Origin of the sequence: Hymenobacter terricola, assembly GCF_017921975.2 — a bacterium.
Classification (GTDB): Bacteria; Bacteroidota; Bacteroidia; order Cytophagales; family Hymenobacteraceae; genus Hymenobacter; species Hymenobacter terricola.
In genome coordinates, this window is the sequence record NZ_JAGEMO020000001.1 from 530,215 (window position 1) to 547,756 (window position 17,542).

13 protein-coding genes are annotated in these 17,542 nt (G+C 61.7%); 9 read left to right on the forward strand and 4 right to left on the reverse strand.

What is annotated here, in order from left to right; all coding sequences use genetic code 11:
• Positions 1-22 precede the first annotated feature (22 nt).
• Genes J4G38_RS02055 through J4G38_RS02065 form a run of 3 tightly spaced genes read left to right on the forward strand, consistent with a single transcriptional unit; the run spans position 23 to position 3,972 of the window.
• Positions 23-643: a hypothetical protein gene (locus J4G38_RS02055; RefSeq protein ID WP_210514761.1), complete on the forward strand. Its 621-nt coding sequence runs from the start codon at positions 23-25 to the stop codon at positions 641-643.
• On the forward strand, positions 644-2,062 hold the full coding sequence (locus J4G38_RS02060; protein WP_210514765.1) for a hypothetical protein: 1,419 nt from the start codon (positions 644-646) through the stop codon (positions 2,060-2,062). It begins immediately after the preceding gene.
• Positions 2,063-2,082: 20 nt separating this feature from the next.
• A complete protein-coding gene (locus tag J4G38_RS02065; RefSeq protein WP_210514768.1) occupies positions 2,083-3,972 on the forward strand; it encodes a hypothetical protein in 1,890 nt (629 codons plus the stop codon).
• Between the two features lie 157 nt (positions 3,973-4,129).
• Here J4G38_RS02065 and J4G38_RS02070 read toward each other — a convergent pair whose 3' ends face one another.
• Entirely contained in the window at positions 4,130-4,822 is a 693-nt protein-coding gene (locus J4G38_RS02070; RefSeq protein ID WP_210514771.1) for a hypothetical protein, read from the reverse strand.
• A gap of 399 nt (positions 4,823-5,221) precedes the next feature.
• Here J4G38_RS02070 and J4G38_RS02075 point away from each other — a divergent pair, with 399 nt between their 5' ends.
• Positions 5,222-7,813 (forward strand): bifunctional UDP-N-acetylmuramoyl-tripeptide:D-alanyl-D-alanine ligase/alanine racemase, encoded by a 2,592-nt coding sequence (locus J4G38_RS02075; protein WP_210514773.1) that lies wholly within the window; start codon positions 5,222-5,224, stop codon positions 7,811-7,813.
• A 340-nt stretch (positions 7,814-8,153) separates the two neighbouring features.
• Complete coding sequence (locus J4G38_RS02080; RefSeq protein ID WP_210514776.1) at positions 8,154-9,569, forward strand: alpha/beta hydrolase family protein; 1,416 nt, start codon at positions 8,154-8,156, stop codon at positions 9,567-9,569.
• Between the two features lie 276 nt (positions 9,570-9,845).
• Here the strand turns inward: J4G38_RS02080 and J4G38_RS02085 are convergent, their stop codons facing one another.
• Positions 9,846-10,709: a carboxypeptidase-like regulatory domain-containing protein gene (locus J4G38_RS02085; protein ID WP_210514779.1), complete on the reverse strand. Its 864-nt coding sequence runs from the start codon at positions 10,707-10,709 to the stop codon at positions 9,846-9,848.
• 324 nt (positions 10,710-11,033) lie between these two features.
• Between J4G38_RS02085 and J4G38_RS02090 the strand changes: the two genes are divergently transcribed.
• On the forward strand, positions 11,034-11,654 hold the full coding sequence (locus J4G38_RS02090) for an OmpA family protein (protein WP_210514782.1): 621 nt from the start codon (positions 11,034-11,036) through the stop codon (positions 11,652-11,654).
• Between the two features lie 476 nt (positions 11,655-12,130).
• A complete protein-coding gene (locus J4G38_RS02095) occupies positions 12,131-13,417 on the forward strand; it encodes an alpha/beta hydrolase family protein (protein WP_210514785.1) in 1,287 nt (428 codons plus the stop codon).
• An 8-nt stretch (positions 13,418-13,425) separates the two neighbouring features.
• Here J4G38_RS02095 and J4G38_RS02100 read toward each other — a convergent pair whose 3' ends face one another.
• Positions 13,426-14,325, reverse strand: a complete 900-nt coding sequence (locus J4G38_RS02100) for a carboxypeptidase-like regulatory domain-containing protein (protein WP_210514788.1) — start codon at positions 14,323-14,325, stop codon at positions 13,426-13,428.
• 224 nt (positions 14,326-14,549) lie between these two features.
• Between J4G38_RS02100 and J4G38_RS02105 the strand changes: the two genes are divergently transcribed.
• Together J4G38_RS02105 and feoB are read left to right on the forward strand one after the other, a co-directional pair.
• Positions 14,550-14,828, forward strand: a complete 279-nt coding sequence (locus J4G38_RS02105) for a FeoA family protein (protein WP_226163060.1) — start codon at positions 14,550-14,552, stop codon at positions 14,826-14,828.
• Positions 14,829-14,915: 87 nt separating this feature from the next.
• Positions 14,916-17,006: a ferrous iron transport protein B gene (feoB, locus tag J4G38_RS02110; RefSeq protein WP_226163062.1), complete on the forward strand. Its 2,091-nt coding sequence runs from the start codon at positions 14,916-14,918 to the stop codon at positions 17,004-17,006.
• 61 nt (positions 17,007-17,067) lie between these two features.
• Here feoB and J4G38_RS02115 read toward each other — a convergent pair whose 3' ends face one another.
• Positions 17,068-17,466, reverse strand: a complete 399-nt coding sequence (locus J4G38_RS02115; RefSeq protein ID WP_210514794.1) for a YybH family protein — start codon at positions 17,464-17,466, stop codon at positions 17,068-17,070.
• Positions 17,467-17,542: the final 76 nt, after the last annotated feature.

A 17,542-nucleotide genomic window follows, 5' to 3' on the forward strand; every position in this document is an offset into this window, starting at 1 on the left:
CAAACCCTTCTTATCCGGGCTTATGGAACACTTTTTTACCCTGCTCTTCATTGGGGTGCTATCCTTCGGTCCGGCGCACGCGCAGCTTCTCTCTCGGAGCGGGCCCCCGGTCGACCCCTGCCAGGCCAGCTTATTGGCCAGCCAGGCCACCACCTACACGGTTACCGTGACGCCCCCGAGCGGGCCGGCGTTTCAGAAAAGCGTCACTGTCACGGTAGAGGCTCATTGCTGCCAGCAAACCACTGCCAAAAACATTGTGGAGCTGACGAGTAACTACTACGGCTACAACCCCAGCCTGCCCAACACCGGCGACCCGTTCCGGGATTACCCGCCCGGTACGTACTTCCACCTGGCGGCGGGTACCGTCACGCTCGACAACAATATGTTTCAGCCGCCCACGGGCAGCGTGCTGCTGATGGACGCGGGGGCCGACCTCGTCCTCACCGACGCCCGGCTGGTGCTGAACGGGGTCACCATCACGGCCGCCTGCGACGAGATGTGGGGCCGCGTGCACGAGCTCAACAACGGCCACGGCATCGTGGCCGGCCCCGTGCAAGCCCTGCGCCCCCGCCTGATGCACAGCCTGGGCGGGCTGGTGCAGGAAGACAAGCTGCTTAACAGCAGCCGGCTCCAGCTCAGCTAAATGGATTTTATGCACAACTACCAGAGCCTGGCGATGAACTTCGTGACGGTGCCGGCCCACAACACTGATTTCGTCAAGAACTGCCGGTTCGACTCGGACCCGGCCCTGCTGAAAGCGCCCTATAAAGCCACCGGCTCCGACTACTGGTTCAGCCAGCAGCACGTGAGCCTGCGCGGTGACGCGGGGCTGCTCACCTTCGCGGCCAATTCCTTGCAGCACGCCATGCTGGGCATCGCGCTGCTGAAGGACGGCCTGCCGGTGCTGAAGGTCGACAGCTGCCAATTTGGGGAGCTGTACCTGGCGGGCATCGTCTTCAACGACGATTATCACCCCGACCCCAATGCCCGCCTCACCGTGCAGAACAGCCATTTTACCTTTCCGGCGGGCACGGCCCTGCCCCCCACCTCACAGGTGGCCCTCACGGTGGGCAGCAGCTTCACGCTAAACACCAACGAAACCGTGGGCCTGGCCCCACTATTCATGCCCACCGTCGTGACCAACACCGTCTTTGAGCAGCCCAGCACTGCTCTCTACAATACGTTTCACTACACCGACTACCGCCCCCGGCAGGTCGGCATCGCCAGCCACAAGCTGACCCAGGCCTTCGACAACACCTTCCAGGGCCTGGCCATCGGCATTGCCCACCGCCTGCGCGACGGCGACACCAACACCGAAGTGCGGGGCAACGGGTTCACGGCCTGCGAAAAAGGCTACGACCTGGTGCCGGTGGAGCCGGCCAGCAACCCGGCCACGCCCACGGGCACGGCCTACCTGAGCTGCAACAGCTTCGTGCGCGGCGTGAACGCGGCCACCCGCAGCGGCGTGAGCTACGGCATCTACAACGAGAGCTATTCCAAGGTCACCCTGGCTAATCCGGCTCCTGGGGGTGACCTTATCCTCAAGAACCTATTTGATGACATGGGGACTGGGACCGCGGGTTTTTATGCGCTCTACAATGCCAATAGCAGTACCTCCTTGACTTACTACAGCTATAACAACTACAGTCAACAACTTTTGCCCCTCACCAACGCGCCACGGGTGCAACTATCGGGCATTGGTCCTGCCCCAAACTATGTGAACGGCACGGCGTGCGTGGGCATCAGCCTCAACGGCCTGCAACGTACAGCCGTCCCAACAACCGGCTCGCCCGCAACGGCCGATGCCCCGCAGCTGGAGCAAAACGCCCCCAACCCGACGCAGGGCACGGCCAGCATTGCGTACCACGTTCCCAAAGGGGCGCAAACCGCGTCCTTGCTCGTGCGCCGTGGGCTGGACGGGCGACTAATGACCTCCTTGCCCGTGGGAGTGGCGGCCTCGCATTGTGAGATGAAGCTGGCCGGCTACCCGGCCGGGACGTATTTCTATACATTGGTCGTCGACGGGCTGCCCGTCGCCACCCGCCGGTTGGTAGTAGAATAGGACGCTTTTATTTTCTGTCTATGCGACTTTTTTTATTGGTGGTGCTGGGGGTAGCCCTCGGTGCCCCCGCCATGGCCCAGCCTGCCTTGGTGTGGCAACGCACCTTCGGGGACGCGTTTTCGACCAGCGCGAACCCCATCCGGATGCGCCAGGTGCGGCCGAGCCGGCTGGCGGTGGTGGGCAGTACGGTGCATTTCACCAGCACGCTTCCCTATGACGGCCAGGCCGGGTTCTGGCTGTTCAACAACGCCGGCGACACGGTACTGACCCGCCCCTACCCCATGTTGGGCGGGTACACCAACGTGCTGCCCGTGCCAGGGGGCGACCTGCTGCTGACCGGGGCCGCCGACTCGGTGTACGTGCCCGGTACGTCCAATCCCACGTTGTTCTACGTGCGTACGGATTCGCTGGGGACCCGGCGCAGCCGGGTGCACTACCTGTCCGGTTATGGGGCCGCAAGCACCCCCACGGCGCTGCTTCCCCTGCCAGGCGGAGCAGCTCTATGGGCCCACGCCGTCAACCTGCGTCCGTTTGTGCCAGGCCAGTTTACGGCTGAGATAGGCGAGGCCCAGGTCGTGCGCTTCGACTCGGCCCAGCACGTGGTCTGGCAGCGGCGCTACCCCGGCCCTACGCCCAACGTGGCCGGCACCTCCCTGACTGCGGCGACCGTGCTGCTCGACGGCTCCTACGTGCTGGTGGGCCAGAAGGGGCGGGGCTTCCAGCCCCCCTACGCCAGCACGCCCATTGTGGTGGGCAGCGGCTGGGCGCAGCGGCTTAAAGCCAATGGCGACACCGTCCGCTTGGCTAATGAGTTTTTCGGCACTATCTCCGAACAGTATTACCCTGCCGACGTGCAGGCCACAGCCGACGGAGGGTATGTGGTGGTAGGGAGGGTATATCCCGACAACTACCTACCCGTCTTCAACTGCTGCCCCAACCCGCGGGGCTTCCTGGCAAAATTCGACAGCCTGGGCGTGATGCAATGGGAGCAGCGTCTGAGCGGCCTGAATACGCAATACCCCAGCGCTAGTCTGAACCATGTGCAGGTACTTACTAACGGGCAGTACCTAGTGACTGGGGGGCGCACCCGAGCGTCTCTCAGCGACCCAAATACCAGTTATTTAGCTTCATATGCACCCAATAATACGGGGGCGGCGATATGGGAAACATACTTTGCCACCTCAGTCTATGGGCTCCAACAGCAAACGGCCCTGCAAGCTAATGGCACATTGGCAATAGGTGAGCAGCGCCTCATCCCCCACACCGTGGGCGGGGTCACCAGCCAGGACCCGGCCGGCCTGCTCACCCGCTTCGCCGGGCTGGGCGCGCCCTACGCCCCGGCCTACTGCGCCCGCCCGCCCACGGCCCTGGCCGGCTTCGCCCTGAGCCCCGGCCGCGACACGCTGCGCCTGGTCGACTTCTCCGCCCCCGGCCCGCGCTTCGCCCAGCTCGTGCGCTGGCGCTGGCACTTCCCCGACGGCACCTTCTACGACGGGCCCGCCCCGCCTCCGCACCGCTTCGCCGCCCTGCCCGGTGTCGGGGCCGCCGTTACGCTCACCGTCACCAACAACCTGGGCTGCTCGGCCACGCTCACGCTCTACCCCTTCGGCACGCCCACGGCCGCCCAGCAGGCCCGCGCCCTGGCCGCCCAGGCCACTGTGTTCCCCAACCCCGCCCCCGGCGGGCAGGCCACGCTGGCCCTGGCTGGCCTGCCGCCCCACGCGGCCGTCACGGTGCAGCTGCGCGACGCCCTGGGCCAGGCCGTGGGGCCCGCGCTGCCGGTGCCCATCGCCGCCGATGGCACCGGCGCGGCGCGGCTCGGGCTCCCCGGCTTGCCGCCGGGCCTCTACGCCGTGCAAGTGTGCCTGCCCGCCGGGGCCACCTTCACCAAAAAGCTGGTGGTCCGGTAGCCGCCGGCCCATCACCCCTCGCCGCCAAAAAGAAGGCCCGTCCACCACCGTGGCCGGGCCTTCTCCGCGTTGTCCCGGTCCGACCGCCCTAGGCGGTCCGACCGGTCGTCGTTGTTTACCGGAACGTGCTCCCAACAACCGGCCTGACCGCCGCCCGCTACGCCTTTGGCGGCAGGCCCGGCAGCGCGGCCCCGTGCCCGTGCCCGGCGTCCACAATCTCCCGCAGGCGGAAATATTCCTTCACCAAATCCGGCAGCTGGCCGCCCAGGTTCGGCACCCGCACATCCAGGCGGTGCAGGGCCTTGCGGGCATCGCCCAGGTGCAGCACCGCGTCTTCGCGCAGCAGCGAGCCGGCCACCGTTTGCTGGCGCGGCGTCCCCAGCAGGGGCTTGAATGCCGCCGTCGCGTCGTGCAGGGCCAGCAGGTCGTCGGCCGTCACCAGCTCCTCGGCCAGGGCCGCCGCCAGGGGCAGGGCCTGCTTGTGCAGCTCTTCCAGCGCGGCCACCTGGGGCAGGCCCCGCATCTCGTCGAGGCTGGAGCGGGTGTGCCGCGCCAGCGTGGCCAGGCCGGGGTGCTCCCCGTCCATATACAGCGCCTTTATGCCGTTCAGCACGGTCATGGCCGCGTCCAGCGCCTTCACCTCCGCCAGGTCCTTGGCCTGCGTGTAGCCCGCGCTGCCCAGGCCGCCGCGCAGCTGCGCCTTCTCGTCCACCTGGCCCAGCGCCGTTTGCAGCGCCGTGTAGTCGGGCAGCAGCTTCTTGTACAGCGCCTCCCATTCCGCCCGCCAGGTGGTTAGCAGCCCCAGCGTGTTCAGGGCCATGCCCTGGAAATTGATTTCTTCGGCCGTCATATAGGTAAAGTTGGATGGGAAAATGAAGTGAGCCGGGAAGGTACGCCGCCGGCCCATTCCTTTCGCCTGCCGCCCCGCCTGCTGCCGCCCCAAGTAGGATATCTGCGGGGCCAGGATAAGATTATTTCATGCAGAGCATAAATTATTTCAGCCCGAGTAGGATATATTCAACCCCGGGTTCCTTTTCAGCCACAGTTACTATAAATTATTTCAGCCCGAGCAGGATATATTTCAGCCCGAGTACCGTATTGCTCTTTCGGGGTTGCACTCCACCAGCCGCCCTAGCGCGGAGATACACGCTGCCGGTCCGCCCAGCTTGCACTTTCGGGGCTACGCCGCCCAAAGCCGTCCAGTCGCGGAGCCCGCCCGCGCCATTTTTTGCCGGACCTTTGCCGCGTCATGCCCTTCCCCCGCTTCCTCTCCCTGCCGGCGCTGCTGGCCGGCCGCCTGCTCCAGGCCCCCGCCGACGCCACGGCCGAAGTCCGCCACCTGCTGCTCGACAGCCGCCGGGCCGACCTGCCCGCCGGGGCGGCCTTCTTCGCCCTGCGCGGCCCCAGCCACGACGGCCACCGCTACCTGCCCGACCTCTACGCCCAGGGCGTGCGCCTCTTCATCGTCGAAGAAAATACCGCCCTGCCCGGCACCCTCGCCGCCTACCCGGAAGCCGGCATCATCGAAGTAGCCAGCCCCCTGGCGGCCCTGCAAGCCCTGGCCGCCGCCCACCGCGCCGCGTTCACCGGCCCGGTCATCGCCATCACCGGCTCCAACGGCAAAACCATCGTGAAAGAGTGGCTGGCCCAGCTTTTGAGCCCCGATGAAGACATCTGCCGCTCGCCGCGCTCCTACAATTCGCAGGTCGGCGTGCCGCTCAGCGTGTGGGAGCTGAACCCCGCGCGTCACACCCTCGGCATCTTCGAAGCCGGCATTTCGGAGGTGGGCGAAATGGCCCGGCTGGCCAAAATCATCCGGCCCACCGCAGGCATTTTCACCACCCTCGGCTCGGCGCACGATGCCGGCTTTGCCTCGCCGAAAGCCAAGCTGCTCGAAAAACTTAAGCTGTTTCAGCAGCCTGGTTTCGAGCGGCTGTTTTATTGCTACGACGCCGTGCCGGTGCGCGCCGCCGTGGCCGAGCTGGGCCTGCCGGGCTTCGGCTGGACGTGCCAGGGCCACCCCGAGGCCGACATTCAATTCACCCTGCCCGGCCTGGTGCCCAGCGAAAGCGCCCTCATCGAAGCGCACTATCAAGGCCGCGTCCACCCATTCAGCGCCGTGCTGCCCGACGAGGCCACCCGCCAGAACGTGCTGCATTGCGTGGCCGTGCTGCTTTCCCGCGGCGTGGAAGCGGCCGAAATCCAGCGCCGCCTCGCCCGCCTGCACCCGGTGGCCATGCGCATGGAAATGAAGCAGGGCCGCCACGGCAGCTACCTGCTCGACGACACCTACAACAACGACCTGGCCGGCCTGGCCCTGGCCCTGGAGTCGTTGGGCCGGCAGTCGCGCCCCGGTCGCCGCACCCTCATTCTCAGCGATGTGCTCGAATCGGGCCTGAGCAGTCTGGAGCTTTACACCCGCGTGGCCGCCCTGCTGCCCGCCGCCGGCGTCAGCCGCCTGGTCGGCATCGGACCGGAAATCAGTGAGCAGTTAACAGTGAGCAGTGAACAATCAGCAGTTTGGGAAGCTGAGAATGATGCGAGGCAAGAAGCCGGCTCGTCGCTCACCGCTCACTGCTCACTGCTCACTGAATTCTTTCCCAGCACCGAGGCCTTCCTCGCCCAGCTCGACCCCGCCGATTTCGCCCACGAAACCATCCTCATCAAAGGCGCCCGCCGCTTTGGGTTCGAGCGCGTTGTGGCCGCCCTGCAGGCCCAGCAGCACGGCACGGTGCTCGAAGTCAACCTCGACGCCCTCGGCCACAACCTGCAGCACTACCGCCGCCAGCTGCGCCCCGGCACCAGGCTCATGGTGATGGTGAAGGCCTTCGCCTACGGCGCGGGCTCCTACGAAGTGGCCAGCCTGCTCGAATTCCAGCGGGCCGACTACCTCGCCGTGGCTTATGCCGACGAAGGCGTGGCCCTGCGCGAAGCCGGCATCAGCCTGCCTATCATGGTGATGAATACCGCCCCCGATGCCTTCGATGCCCTGCGCCACTACCGCCTGGAGCCCGAAATCTACTCCTTCGACATGCTACGCGAGTACCTCGCCACGTTCGATATTGCAGCCGATACCCCGCTTCCCGCCCCCAAAATCCACCTCAAGCTGGACACTGGCATGCGCCGCCTCGGCTTCGACGAAGCCGACCTGCCCGCCCTCGCGGCGCTGCTGCGCGAGCACGCCGCCCACCTGCCGGTGGCCAGCATCATGACCCACCTCGCCGCCGCCGACGACTCCGCCCACGACGACTTCACGCAGCAGCAGCTGGCCGTTTTCCGCCGCATGGCCGCTACTCTGGAGGCCGCCCTCGGCCACTCCGTGCTCAAGCACGCCCTCAACTCGGCCGGCATCCTGCGCTTCCCGGAGGCGCAGCTCGACATGGTGCGCCTCGGCATCGGCCTCTACGGCGTGGATGCCAGCAACACCGCCAGCCCCACCGACCTGCTCCCGGTGAGCCAGCTGCGCACCACCATTTCCCAAATCAAAACCCTGCCCGCCGGCTACACCGTGGGCTACGGCCGCCGGGGCGTGGCCGCGCCGGCCGAGCGCCGCATTGCCACCCTGGCCATTGGCTACGCCGACGGCTACGACCGCCGCTTTGGCAACGGTGTGGGCACGGTGCTCATCCACGGCCGGCCGGCGCCGCTGGTGGGCTCGGTGTGCATGGATATGTGCATGGTCGACGTGACCGATATTCCGGAGGCCCGGGCCGGCAACGTGGCCCTGCTCTTCGGCGAGGGACTGCCGCTGGCCGGGCTGGCCGCCCGCATTGGCACCATTGCCTACGAATTGCTCACCAACGTGAGCGAAAGAGTGAAGCGGGTATTCGTAAGCGAATGAAATTCCGTCGGAGTGGTTCGCCGCCGAAGCTGCGTGCGGGCAGCTTAGCTGCTTTCTAAGGTCTTCGGACCCCACGACCACGACATCCTGCCCTACCAAATGGTGCATAGTAGGAGCTAAGACGCCTTCTTTTACCTGAAGGCTTCGTATAGCTTCGCTCTGTAAATCATCCATTTTGTCCGGCTAAGTCCTCATTTCGACGCCGAAACGAGGGCTTTTTTTGTGCGTTCGCGCATTCGCGTAATGTTGGCAAGGTATTTATTTTGCTACTTTACAGTTGGTGTAATTCGTCCCGAATAACTTTGGGGTGCCGAAGTGCCCTGTGACGCTCTTTTTTAGTATGAAAATCAATACGTTCTATTTATCCCGCTTCGTGAGCGGACTCTTTCTTTGCCTGGCTTTGGCTGCTTCGGCAATGGCCAATCCTGCGCACGTAGTGGCCGTGGTGGATGCCCCGCCCCTCGACGGCTTATGGAAAGGCCCATTGAAGGTGCCCGGCGGCCAGCTCGAAGTTATTTTCCGGTTTGTAAAGCTCACCGGAGGCGAATATTTCTGCACCCTCGACGTGCCCCTGCAAAAGGTGAGCCGCATGAACGTGAAAACCGAAGTGAGCGGCGACACCGTGCGCCTGTACGCCGAGGAAGCCGCCACCCGCTTCGTGGGCCGCGTTTCAGCCGATGGCAAGCAGATGGCCGGCACCTGGCAGTCGCCCGGCTTCAAGGTGCCGATGACGCTCACATTCAGCGCTCTGCCGGCAATGAATGCCAAAAACGTGCGCCTCACGCCGCCTTACCGCGAAGAAGAAGCCACGTTCAGCAACCTCACCGTCAACGCCCGGCTGAGTGGAATGCTCACCATTCCGGCCGGTCCCGGCCCCTTCCCGGCCGTGGTGCTGCTCAGCGACAGCGGCCCGCAGGACCGCGACGGCACCGTGGGCGACTTTGCCCCGCTGGGCCTCCTGGCCGATTACCTCACCCGTCGCGGCGTGGCCGTGCTGCGCTTCGACGACCGGGGCGTGGGCAAGTCCGGCGGCACTCCCGCCGTTACCACCGCCGACCTCGTCAGCGACGCTCAGGCGGGCCTGAATTACCTGCGTACCCGCCCCGAAATCGATTTATCGCACCTGGGCCTTGTAGGCCACGGCGAAGGCGGCAACGTGGCCCTGCTGGCCGCCGCGCAACCCCTGCCTCCGGCTTTTGTGGTAACGCTGGCGGCCTACGGCCTGCCGGGCCGCGACATTGTGGTGCAGCAGCAGGCCACCACGCTGCGCACGCTGGGCACCGAAACGGCTCAAATCGAAGCCGCCACCAAGCGCCAGCAGGCCATGCTCGAAATCATCCGGCAAACTACCGATAATTCCCAGGCTCAGGCCATCGTGGCCAACATGCTGAAGCAGAACAACGCGGCCATCGACAACGCTACGGCTCAGTCCAGCGCCGCCGAGATGACGTCGCCCCGCTACCGCTACTTCCTGGCCTTCAACCCCGTCGAAAAGCTCACTGGCGTCAACTGCCCCGTGTTGCTGCTCAATGGTACTTCCGACCTCACCATCAACGCCGACGCCAACCTCAACGCCCTGAAAAAAGGCCTGAACCTGAACAAAAACGTCGTTGTCAAGAAGCTGATTGGGGTTAACCACCTCTTCCAGCCCGACCCCACCAAGTGGCCCATCATCAACGGCCAGCAGCAGCCCAACTTTTCGCCCGAAGCCCAGGAAACCATCCGCGAGTGGATTATGGCGCAGGCCAAGAAATAACTCGCTGCTTAAAGCAGTCTGACCGCAATGGTATTGCTGATTGTCAGAAGGCCCCGGCTCACCAGCCGGGGCTTTTTTTGCATAATCCAGTCCGCTGCCATCGGCAGCCAGTTGGCCAGGGTGGTGTCGCGGTTTTCAGTCAATACAGGTTGCCAGAATGCACTGTGTAACTCAATAACCGCCGCCCCTGAAACCGACAAAGAAAAGGCCCCGACTGGCAAGTCGGGGCCTTTTCTTAATTCAGGAAACCACGGTTAATCTGCGGCAGTTGGCGATTTATTTAATCATGTCTACTTCGGCCTTAATCATGGCATTGTAGCGCCGTCCCTGGCCGTTGGCCAACGTGAGGAGGTTCCAGCCCTTCCCGATGGTGTAGCTCCAGGTGCGGCTTTCCTTGTATTCAAAGGTGGGACGCATAATCTGGCCGTAGGGCGTGTAGTTGTCCATGAAGTTGGTGGTGTAGAACTTGTCGCCGCCCACAATCCATTCCATGGCCACGAAGAAGCCTTCTTCCGGTGCGGGAATGTTGTACGTGCTCAAATCGATGGTGTACCATTCGCCGCCACGCGAGGCCGACACGACGACGTTTTCGGTGAGCAAGTCGGTGTTCGGCGCGTTGTAATTGCCGTCAGCCTTATAAATCCGGACGCGGAAGGGCTCGCGGGGAAAGCCGTTTTCACCGATGTAGAAAGACACGGTGCGCACGTTGCCGAGCTTTTTTTGTTTATCGTTTTTCACGAAAAAAGCATATTGACTGCCGGGCAAGCCCTGAATCATGCCTTCGCCAGGGTTATTGGACTTCGACCCTAGCTCCAGGTTCTTGAGCTTGCCGCCTTTAACTGTCACATTGCCCAGTTCAATCACCCGTTTTTTCAGTTCGACAATCAGGTCTTCCGTGCTGCCGCGCTTGATAAATACGGCGCTGCGTTCGTAGCCTAATGTCATGACAATCAGGGAGTCCTGGCTTGTCTTTTCCAGGCCAGCTAGCTGAAAATAACCATATTCATTTGTGAGGGCACCAGTGCCTTCTTCCCGTAAGCCAATAGAGGCAAACGGCACCGGGTCCTTGGTTTTAGCATCCACGACGCGGCCGGTAATGCGGTTTTCCTGCGCCCAGCTTAGCGCCGGCAACAGCAACATAACCCATAGAGCGAGAAAAGGTAAGCGTTTCATCATCGCCAAAAATAATATAATGGATGGTTGACTGGCAAATTTACAAATTCCGAGTCATACAATCGTTATTGTTATCTAGTGAGCGCAATATCGAGCCGGCTTAATGCAAATTAATTTCGGCCGCGTAACGTGGCCGAAGTGGGTTTATTGCTGTTAAAATAGGTTCCGGGCTGCTTTGGCCGGGTCGTTTGGGCGCTATTTATAAAAATATCCGATTCTAAAAAAAATAACATAGCTGGCGATTTTACGTATCAGAGCAGATTACAATTCTTGTACTAACCTCTCATATTCATGAAAAAATCCATTTTTTCACTTTTGGCTGCCGCCTCTATGCTTGCCAGCTGCGACAACCTGAAGAAGCCTGAAACCAAAGACCAGCCCCAGGAAGCAACCGCCGATACGGCCGTAGTATACCGCGATGGTAAAACAGTTGGCGCCGCTGCTGACCAGGCCGCTACCGCCGCCGCCGATGCCTGGGACCTGACCAAAGCCAAACTGGCCGATGTGAAATTTAAGGAAATCACCCTGCCAGGGGTGCGCGTGCGCGGCGACAGCACCTACAACGTGTACAGCATCGACGAAGCCGTGTTGTTCGACACCGACAAGGCCGACATCAAGCCCAGCGCCGCCGAAACGCTGAAGCAGATTACCAGTTCTATTGGCCAACGCTATGCTGCCAACCAGGTGCGGGTGATGGGCTTTGCCGATTCGCGCGGTGATAAAGGGTATAATAAAGACCTCAGCGGGAAGCGCGCCGAAGCCGTAAAAAACTATTTGGTAGCCAATGGAAACATCGCGGCTGCCCGCGTAAGCGTGGAACCAATGGGCGAAGCCATGCCCGTGGCGTCAAACGCGACCGCGGCTGGCCGCCAGGAAAACCGGCGGGTAGAAATCGCGGTGCGCACCAAGTAAAGGAGCGGACCCCCACAGCCCGCGGTTGGAACTGTTCCGGGCTGGTGCTGATACGAATGACAAAAAGAACCCCTGCCCATGGTTGCAGGGGTTTCTTTTTGCCCCATTGCATCGGCTTCCTTGTGGCTTCAGTTTGCCCAAGGTGTGGGCTTCGAAAACCAAAGGTGCTTTGGGGTGAGCGATTGCCAGTAAGTGATAATATAATAATCAGGCCTGTGTCATGATTGGTTATCTGCAACTTAGCGCTACTACTGGACAATTGCCCTGCTAAAGAAATTATTGTCAATTTACTATATGCGGCCTGCAAATACTTATCTTTCGGGTCCCATAAATGGAATTTAATTACCGGCATGATGAGGAGATGTGTACTTTGGGTTCTTCTGCTGTCGTACCTGTTCAGCAATGATAACGTTTGGGCGGGTGCCTGCTCATCGACTGAGGAGGTGCTGCCGCTGGGAGGGTTATGGAAAGGGGAATTGACCGTATTGGGCGGGCAGTTGGACCTGACCATCAGCGTGGTGCTACTGGCGGATGGGAAATATTTCGCGGCGCTTGACGTGCCGGCCCAGAAGGTCAGCCGCATGCCGACAGAAGTTACCGTGCGCGGCGACTCAGTGCTGCTGTGGATGCCAGCGGCTGGTAGCCACTATGCGGCGCATTTCGATGCCGCCAAGCACGAGTTAAGTGGCATATGGACCCAGGCCGGGGTGAAATCGCCGGTGCTGTTGCGGTATTCGCCCATGCCCGCCGCGAGCGGGCCCGGCACGCGCCTGGCGCCCCCTTATCGCGAAGAAGAAGTTGTGTTCAATAACCCTACTTCACGGCTGAATTTGGGCGGTACCCTGACCGTGCCCGCCGGCCCGGGGCCATTTCCCGCCGTGGTGCTGGTGAGCGACCTGGGCGCGCAGGACCGCGACGGCACCGTGGGCGACTTCCATTTGATGGGCTCCCTGGCCGACTATCTCACCCGCCGCGGCATTGCCGTGCTCCGGTACGACGACCGCGGCGTGGGCCAGTCGGGCGGCAGCACGGCCTCGGCCACCACCGCCGTGCTGGTGAGCGACGTGCAGGCGGCGCTGAATTTTCTGCGGGCCCGGCTTGAAATCAACATTGGCCACATCGGCGTAATAGGCCACGGCGAGGGTGCCAACGTGGCCTTGCTGGCGGCGGGCCAGCCACTGCCGCCCGCTTTTGTGGTTTCGCTGGCAGGCTATGGCCTGACGGGTGAGCAAACGCTTTTGCAGCAGCAAGTGGCGCAGCAGCGGGCCAGGAAGGAGGACCCCGTGGTGGTGCAGGCCGCATACGAGCGCCAGCGCACCATGTACGACATCATTCGCCAGACCAATCCGCCCCAGGCCCAGGCCATTGTGAGTAACATGTTGCGTCAGGACCAGCCGGGCCTCGACCCGCAAGCGGCCCAAGCGGCGGCCATCCAACTGCTCACGCCCTGGCGGCGCTATTTTCTGACTTTCGACCCTTTGGCTGACCTCGACCAGGTGCGTTGCCCGGTGCTCCTGCTTAGCGGCACCGAAGACACGGAGGCCCCGATAGATTTGCACCAGACGGCCCTGGAAAAGGAGCTAAGAAGCGTCAACCACAGCACGACGGCCCGGCGACTGCCCGGCGTTAACCACTTATTGCAGCCGCCTAAAACGGAGTGGACGCTGATGAATGGCGAGATGAAGCCGTTGATTTCGCCGGTTGCTCAGGAAACCATTCGGGAATGGATTACCGGGCTGTGGGTGAAAAATACTCCGCGATAACCGGCGATTTATTTAATCATGTCTACCTCGGCCTTAATCATGGCGTTGTAGCGCAGGCCCTGGCTGTTGGCGGCCGTGATGAGGCTCCAGCCCTTGCCAATGGAGTAGTTCCAGGTGCGGCTTTCCTTGAATTCGAAGGTGGGGCGCATAATCTGGCCGTAGGGCGTGTAGTCGTCCATGAAGTTGGTGGCGAAAAACTTGTCGCCGCTCACTACCCATTCCATAGCCACGAAGAAGCCTTCCTCCGGCGCGACGATGTTGTACGGCGTGAGGTCGACGGTGTACCACTGGCCGCCTTGTGGCGCCGACACGACGACGTTTTCGGTGAGCAAGTCGGTGTTCGGCGCGTTGTAGTTGCCGTCGGCTTTGTAGAGGCGCACGCGGAAGGGCTCGCGGGGAAAGCCGTTTTCGCCGATGTAGAACGACACGGTGCGCACGTTGCCGAGGCGCTTATTCTTGTCGTTTTTGACGAAAAAAGCATATTGACTGCCGGGCAAGCCCTGAATCATGCCTTCGCCGGGGGCGTTGGAACGCGCGCCAAGACCGAGGTTTTTAATTTTTCCAGCTTTTACCACCACATTGCCCAACTCGACGGCCCGCTTGGGTACTTCAATGGTGAGATTGGGCACCGCGGTACCGCGCTTTACCAGCACGGCCCGGCGCGCGTAGCCGAGGGCGACGACGACGAGCGAGTCATCGGCATTTTTGGTGGGCGCGGGCACAATAAACTGGCCATGCTCGTTGCTAAGCGCGCCAATTTGCTCGTTTTTTAGGCCAATGGAGGTGAAAGGGAGCGGCTCTTTGGTGTCTTTGTCAACAATAACTCCCTTGATTTGAACCTGCTGGGCCCAACCGGAAGTTGCTGTGGCAACTATAAATAATGCTATGGAAAGTAGACGTGTACACATAGGAAGAGGGATAGAACGAACAAAATTACAAATTCCCGGACGGAAAGTTATTAGAAAATATTAGCAGATACAATCTTCGGCCTCAAGGGCCGGTGCGGATTCCCTGCGCAAGCGCCTTGAGGCGGCCTGGGCCGCACAAGAAAAAAGAGCGATGGCCGAAAAGCTTTTGGTAGTGTACCTTTGTTTGTATTCTTTCTAAATAAGCTTCTCACCCCTTCCAACTCGTGTCTTTATTCCGCCGTTCTTCGCAAATTATTGCCGCTGGGGTTGCCGCCCGACGCTCGGCCAAGGACTTGCGCGTGGGCGAAACCGGCACCATCTGCTGCCTGGAAGACCCCGAAATGGCGCTTAAGCTGCTGGAAATGGGCTGTGTACCGGGGGTGAAGGTGCGGCTGAGCGGCCGGGCGCCCTTCGGCGACCCGCTGATGCTGGTGCTCGGCGACCAGGAATACACGCTGTCGGTACGGGCCAGCGAAGCGGCCACCATTTTGCTGAAAGAATAGGCGCAACTGATGGCGGCAATCGTGAGTAATTCGGCGACGGCGGTGCCTCTCGCACCGCAAACTGGCCCGGCGACCGGCCCCCGGCCCTTGCGCATTGCCCTGATTGGTAACCCCAACAGCGGCAAAACTTCATTATTTAATCAACTGACCGGGCTCAACCAAAAGGTTGGAAACTTCCCGGGGGTGACCGTGGACCGCAAGTCGGGGTTTGCGCAGCTGACGCCAGCGCAACGAGCCGAAATCGTGGATTTGCCGGGTACGTACTCGCTCTACCCTAAAAGCCTGGATGAGAAAGTAATAACGGACTTGCTCTACGACCGGGCCGCCCCCAGCTACCCCGATTTTGTGGTGGTGACCGTGGATGCCAGCAACCTGCGGCGCAGCCTGCTGCTGTTTACTCAGCTGGGCGACTTGGGGCTGCCCGCCGTGCTGGCCCTGAACATGATGGACGTGGCCGAGCGCCACGGCGTCAATATTGACCTGCCGGCGCTGGAGCGGGAACTGGGCGTGCCCATTATTCCAATGAATGCCCGCAATGGCATTGGCATCGCCGCCCTTAAAATTGTGATGGCGCAACGACTGGATGCGCCGCCCGTGCGCTTCTGGCAACCCGACGAAAAGCTGCTGCCGCTGGTGCGGCAAATTCGCTACTACTTCGACCTGCACAACGACTACCTGGCGCTGCACTACGCCCAGCAGTACCGCCACATTAGTTTTCTGAGTGCCGATGACAAAGCGCATTTGCAGGAACTGACCCAGCAATACGGCTTCGATGCCACGGCCCAGCAAGCGGCCGAAACCATTGGCCGCTACGACCGCATCAACGAAATTCTGCTGGAAACGGTGACGGTGGTGCGCACCGAAACCCGCGAGCCGGTTTCCAACCGCATTGATAAAGTGCTGACCCACCGGGTGGGCGGCTACCTCATTTTTCTGGCCATTCTGTTCCTGTTGTTTCAGGCCATTTTTGCCTGGGCACAGTACCCCATGGACTGGATTGACCAGGGGATTTCGGCGCTGAGTGCGGCCATTCAGGCCAACTTTTCGGGGCCGCTGGTGCGGCTGCTCACGGAGGGCGTCCTGGCCGGCCTGGGCGGGGTGCTGATATTCATTCCGCAGATTGCCTTACTCTTCGGCTTCCTGGCGGTGCTGGAGGAAACGGGCTATATGGCTCGCGTTACTTTCTTGATGGACAAGTTAATGCGGCCATTTGGGCTGAGCGGAAAGAGCGTGGTGCCGCTGATTTCGGGGTTGGCCTGCGCGGTGCCGGCTATTATGGGGGCGCGCACAATTGAGAGCTGGAAGGACCGGATGATTACGATTTTTGTGACGCCGCTCATGTCCTGCTCGGCGCGCATTCCGGTGTACACGGTGCTGGTGGCGCTGGTGGTGCCCGACCAGGCGGCGTGGGGCATCTTCAACCTGCGCGGCGTGGCCCTGATGTCGCTGTACCTGCTGGGCTTGTTCTCGGCGCTGGGCTCGGCCTGGGTGCTGAAAAAGGTGCTGAAGGCGCGCGAGCGGAGCTATTTCATTATGGAATTCCCTGTGTACCAGTGGCCGCGCTGGAAGAACGTGGGCCTGACGATTTACCAGAAGGTGCAGGCGTTTGTTTTGCAGGCCGGCCGGGTAATTGTGGCTATTTCGGTGTTGCTGTGGGTGCTGGCCAGCTACGGGCCGGGCCAAAAGCAGGAGGCGGCCGAAGCACAGGTACGGCAGGAAGCCACCGCTCAGAACTGGGACGCGCCGGAAATCAGCCGCCGCGTGGCTTCGGCCCGGTTGGAGAATTCCTACGCGGGCTCGTTTGGGCACGCGCTGGAACCGGCCATCCGGCCGCTGGGGTACGACTGGAAGATTGGCATCGCGCTGCTCACCTCATTTGCGGCGCGGGAAGTGTTTGTGGGCACTATTTCCACCATCTACAGCGTGGGGCAGGATGCTGATATGGGCACGCTGCAACAGAAGCTGAAGGCCGAGAAGGACGCGAATGGCCAGCCGTTCTTCACGCCGGCGCGGTCGTTTTCGCTGCTGGTGTTCTACGTGTTTGCCATGCAGTGCATGAGCACATTGGCCGTGACTTATCGCGAAACCAAAAGCTGGAAATGGCCGCTGGGGCAGCTGCTCTACATGACGGGGCTGGCGTATGTGGCCGCTTTTGTGGTGTACCAGGTGCTGGCGTAGCGCGGGCCGTCCCGCGTCGGAACAGGTTCCGGCCACGGGTCGGCATCGGCCAGTGGGGCGGTCAAGGGGCGGGCGTGGGCAAGCTGCTGTTCCAGATGTCCTGATGCAGGTGCCACTGTCCTTGTTGCTCTTTCCAGACCACGAGGTACTTACCTTGGTCTACGGGCTGCAAATCGGGGCCAAGTAGCGTGTAATGACCCAGCTCGATGGCCGTGTCGGCCAGTTGCTCCACCTCCTGGGTTTGCAGCTTCACATGCTTAATGCCCATTTGCATGGCCCCCTGCCAGAAGGCCTGAATGCCCTCCGTACCTTGGATGGATTCCATTCCCGTGGGAAGCAGCACTGCCCCCGGCGTGTACAGGCTGGCCATCGCGGCGGCGTCACCCCGCTCAAAATTGGCTTCAAATTGGTCGTTGACGCGCCGGATTTCGGCCGTGACGTCGGTAGTGGTGGCGTGCATAAGTGAAAAGGTTATGTGAATGGTATGTGAAATATATGCATATTATTTTGTGATGAAAGCAGAGTTGATAATTGCT

Bases quoted from the DNA above. Each gene is read 5' to 3' on its own strand.
- J4G38_RS02080 (WP_210514776.1), top strand. From the start codon at position 8,154: ATGAAAATCAATACGTTCTATTTATCCCGCTTCGTGAGCGGACTCTTT.
- J4G38_RS02115 (WP_210514794.1), bottom strand. From the start codon at position 17,466: ATGCACGCCACCACTACCGACGTCACGGCCGAAATCCGGCGCGTCAAC.
- J4G38_RS02065 (WP_210514768.1), top strand. From the start codon at position 2,083: ATGCGACTTTTTTTATTGGTGGTGCTGGGGGTAGCCCTCGGTGCCCCC.
- J4G38_RS02060 (WP_210514765.1), top strand. From the start codon at position 644: ATGGATTTTATGCACAACTACCAGAGCCTGGCGATGAACTTCGTGACG.
- J4G38_RS02070 (WP_210514771.1), bottom strand. From the start codon at position 4,822: ATGACGGCCGAAGAAATCAATTTCCAGGGCATGGCCCTGAACACGCTG.
- J4G38_RS02075 (WP_210514773.1), top strand. From the start codon at position 5,222: ATGCCCTTCCCCCGCTTCCTCTCCCTGCCGGCGCTGCTGGCCGGCCGC.
- J4G38_RS02085 (WP_210514779.1), bottom strand. From the start codon at position 10,709: ATGTTGCTGTTGCCGGCGCTAAGCTGGGCGCAGGAAAACCGCATTACC.
- J4G38_RS02100 (WP_210514788.1), bottom strand. From the start codon at position 14,325: ATGTGTACACGTCTACTTTCCATAGCATTATTTATAGTTGCCACAGCA.
- J4G38_RS02055 (WP_210514761.1), top strand. From the start codon at position 23: ATGGAACACTTTTTTACCCTGCTCTTCATTGGGGTGCTATCCTTCGGT.
- J4G38_RS02090 (WP_210514782.1), top strand. From the start codon at position 11,034: ATGAAAAAATCCATTTTTTCACTTTTGGCTGCCGCCTCTATGCTTGCC.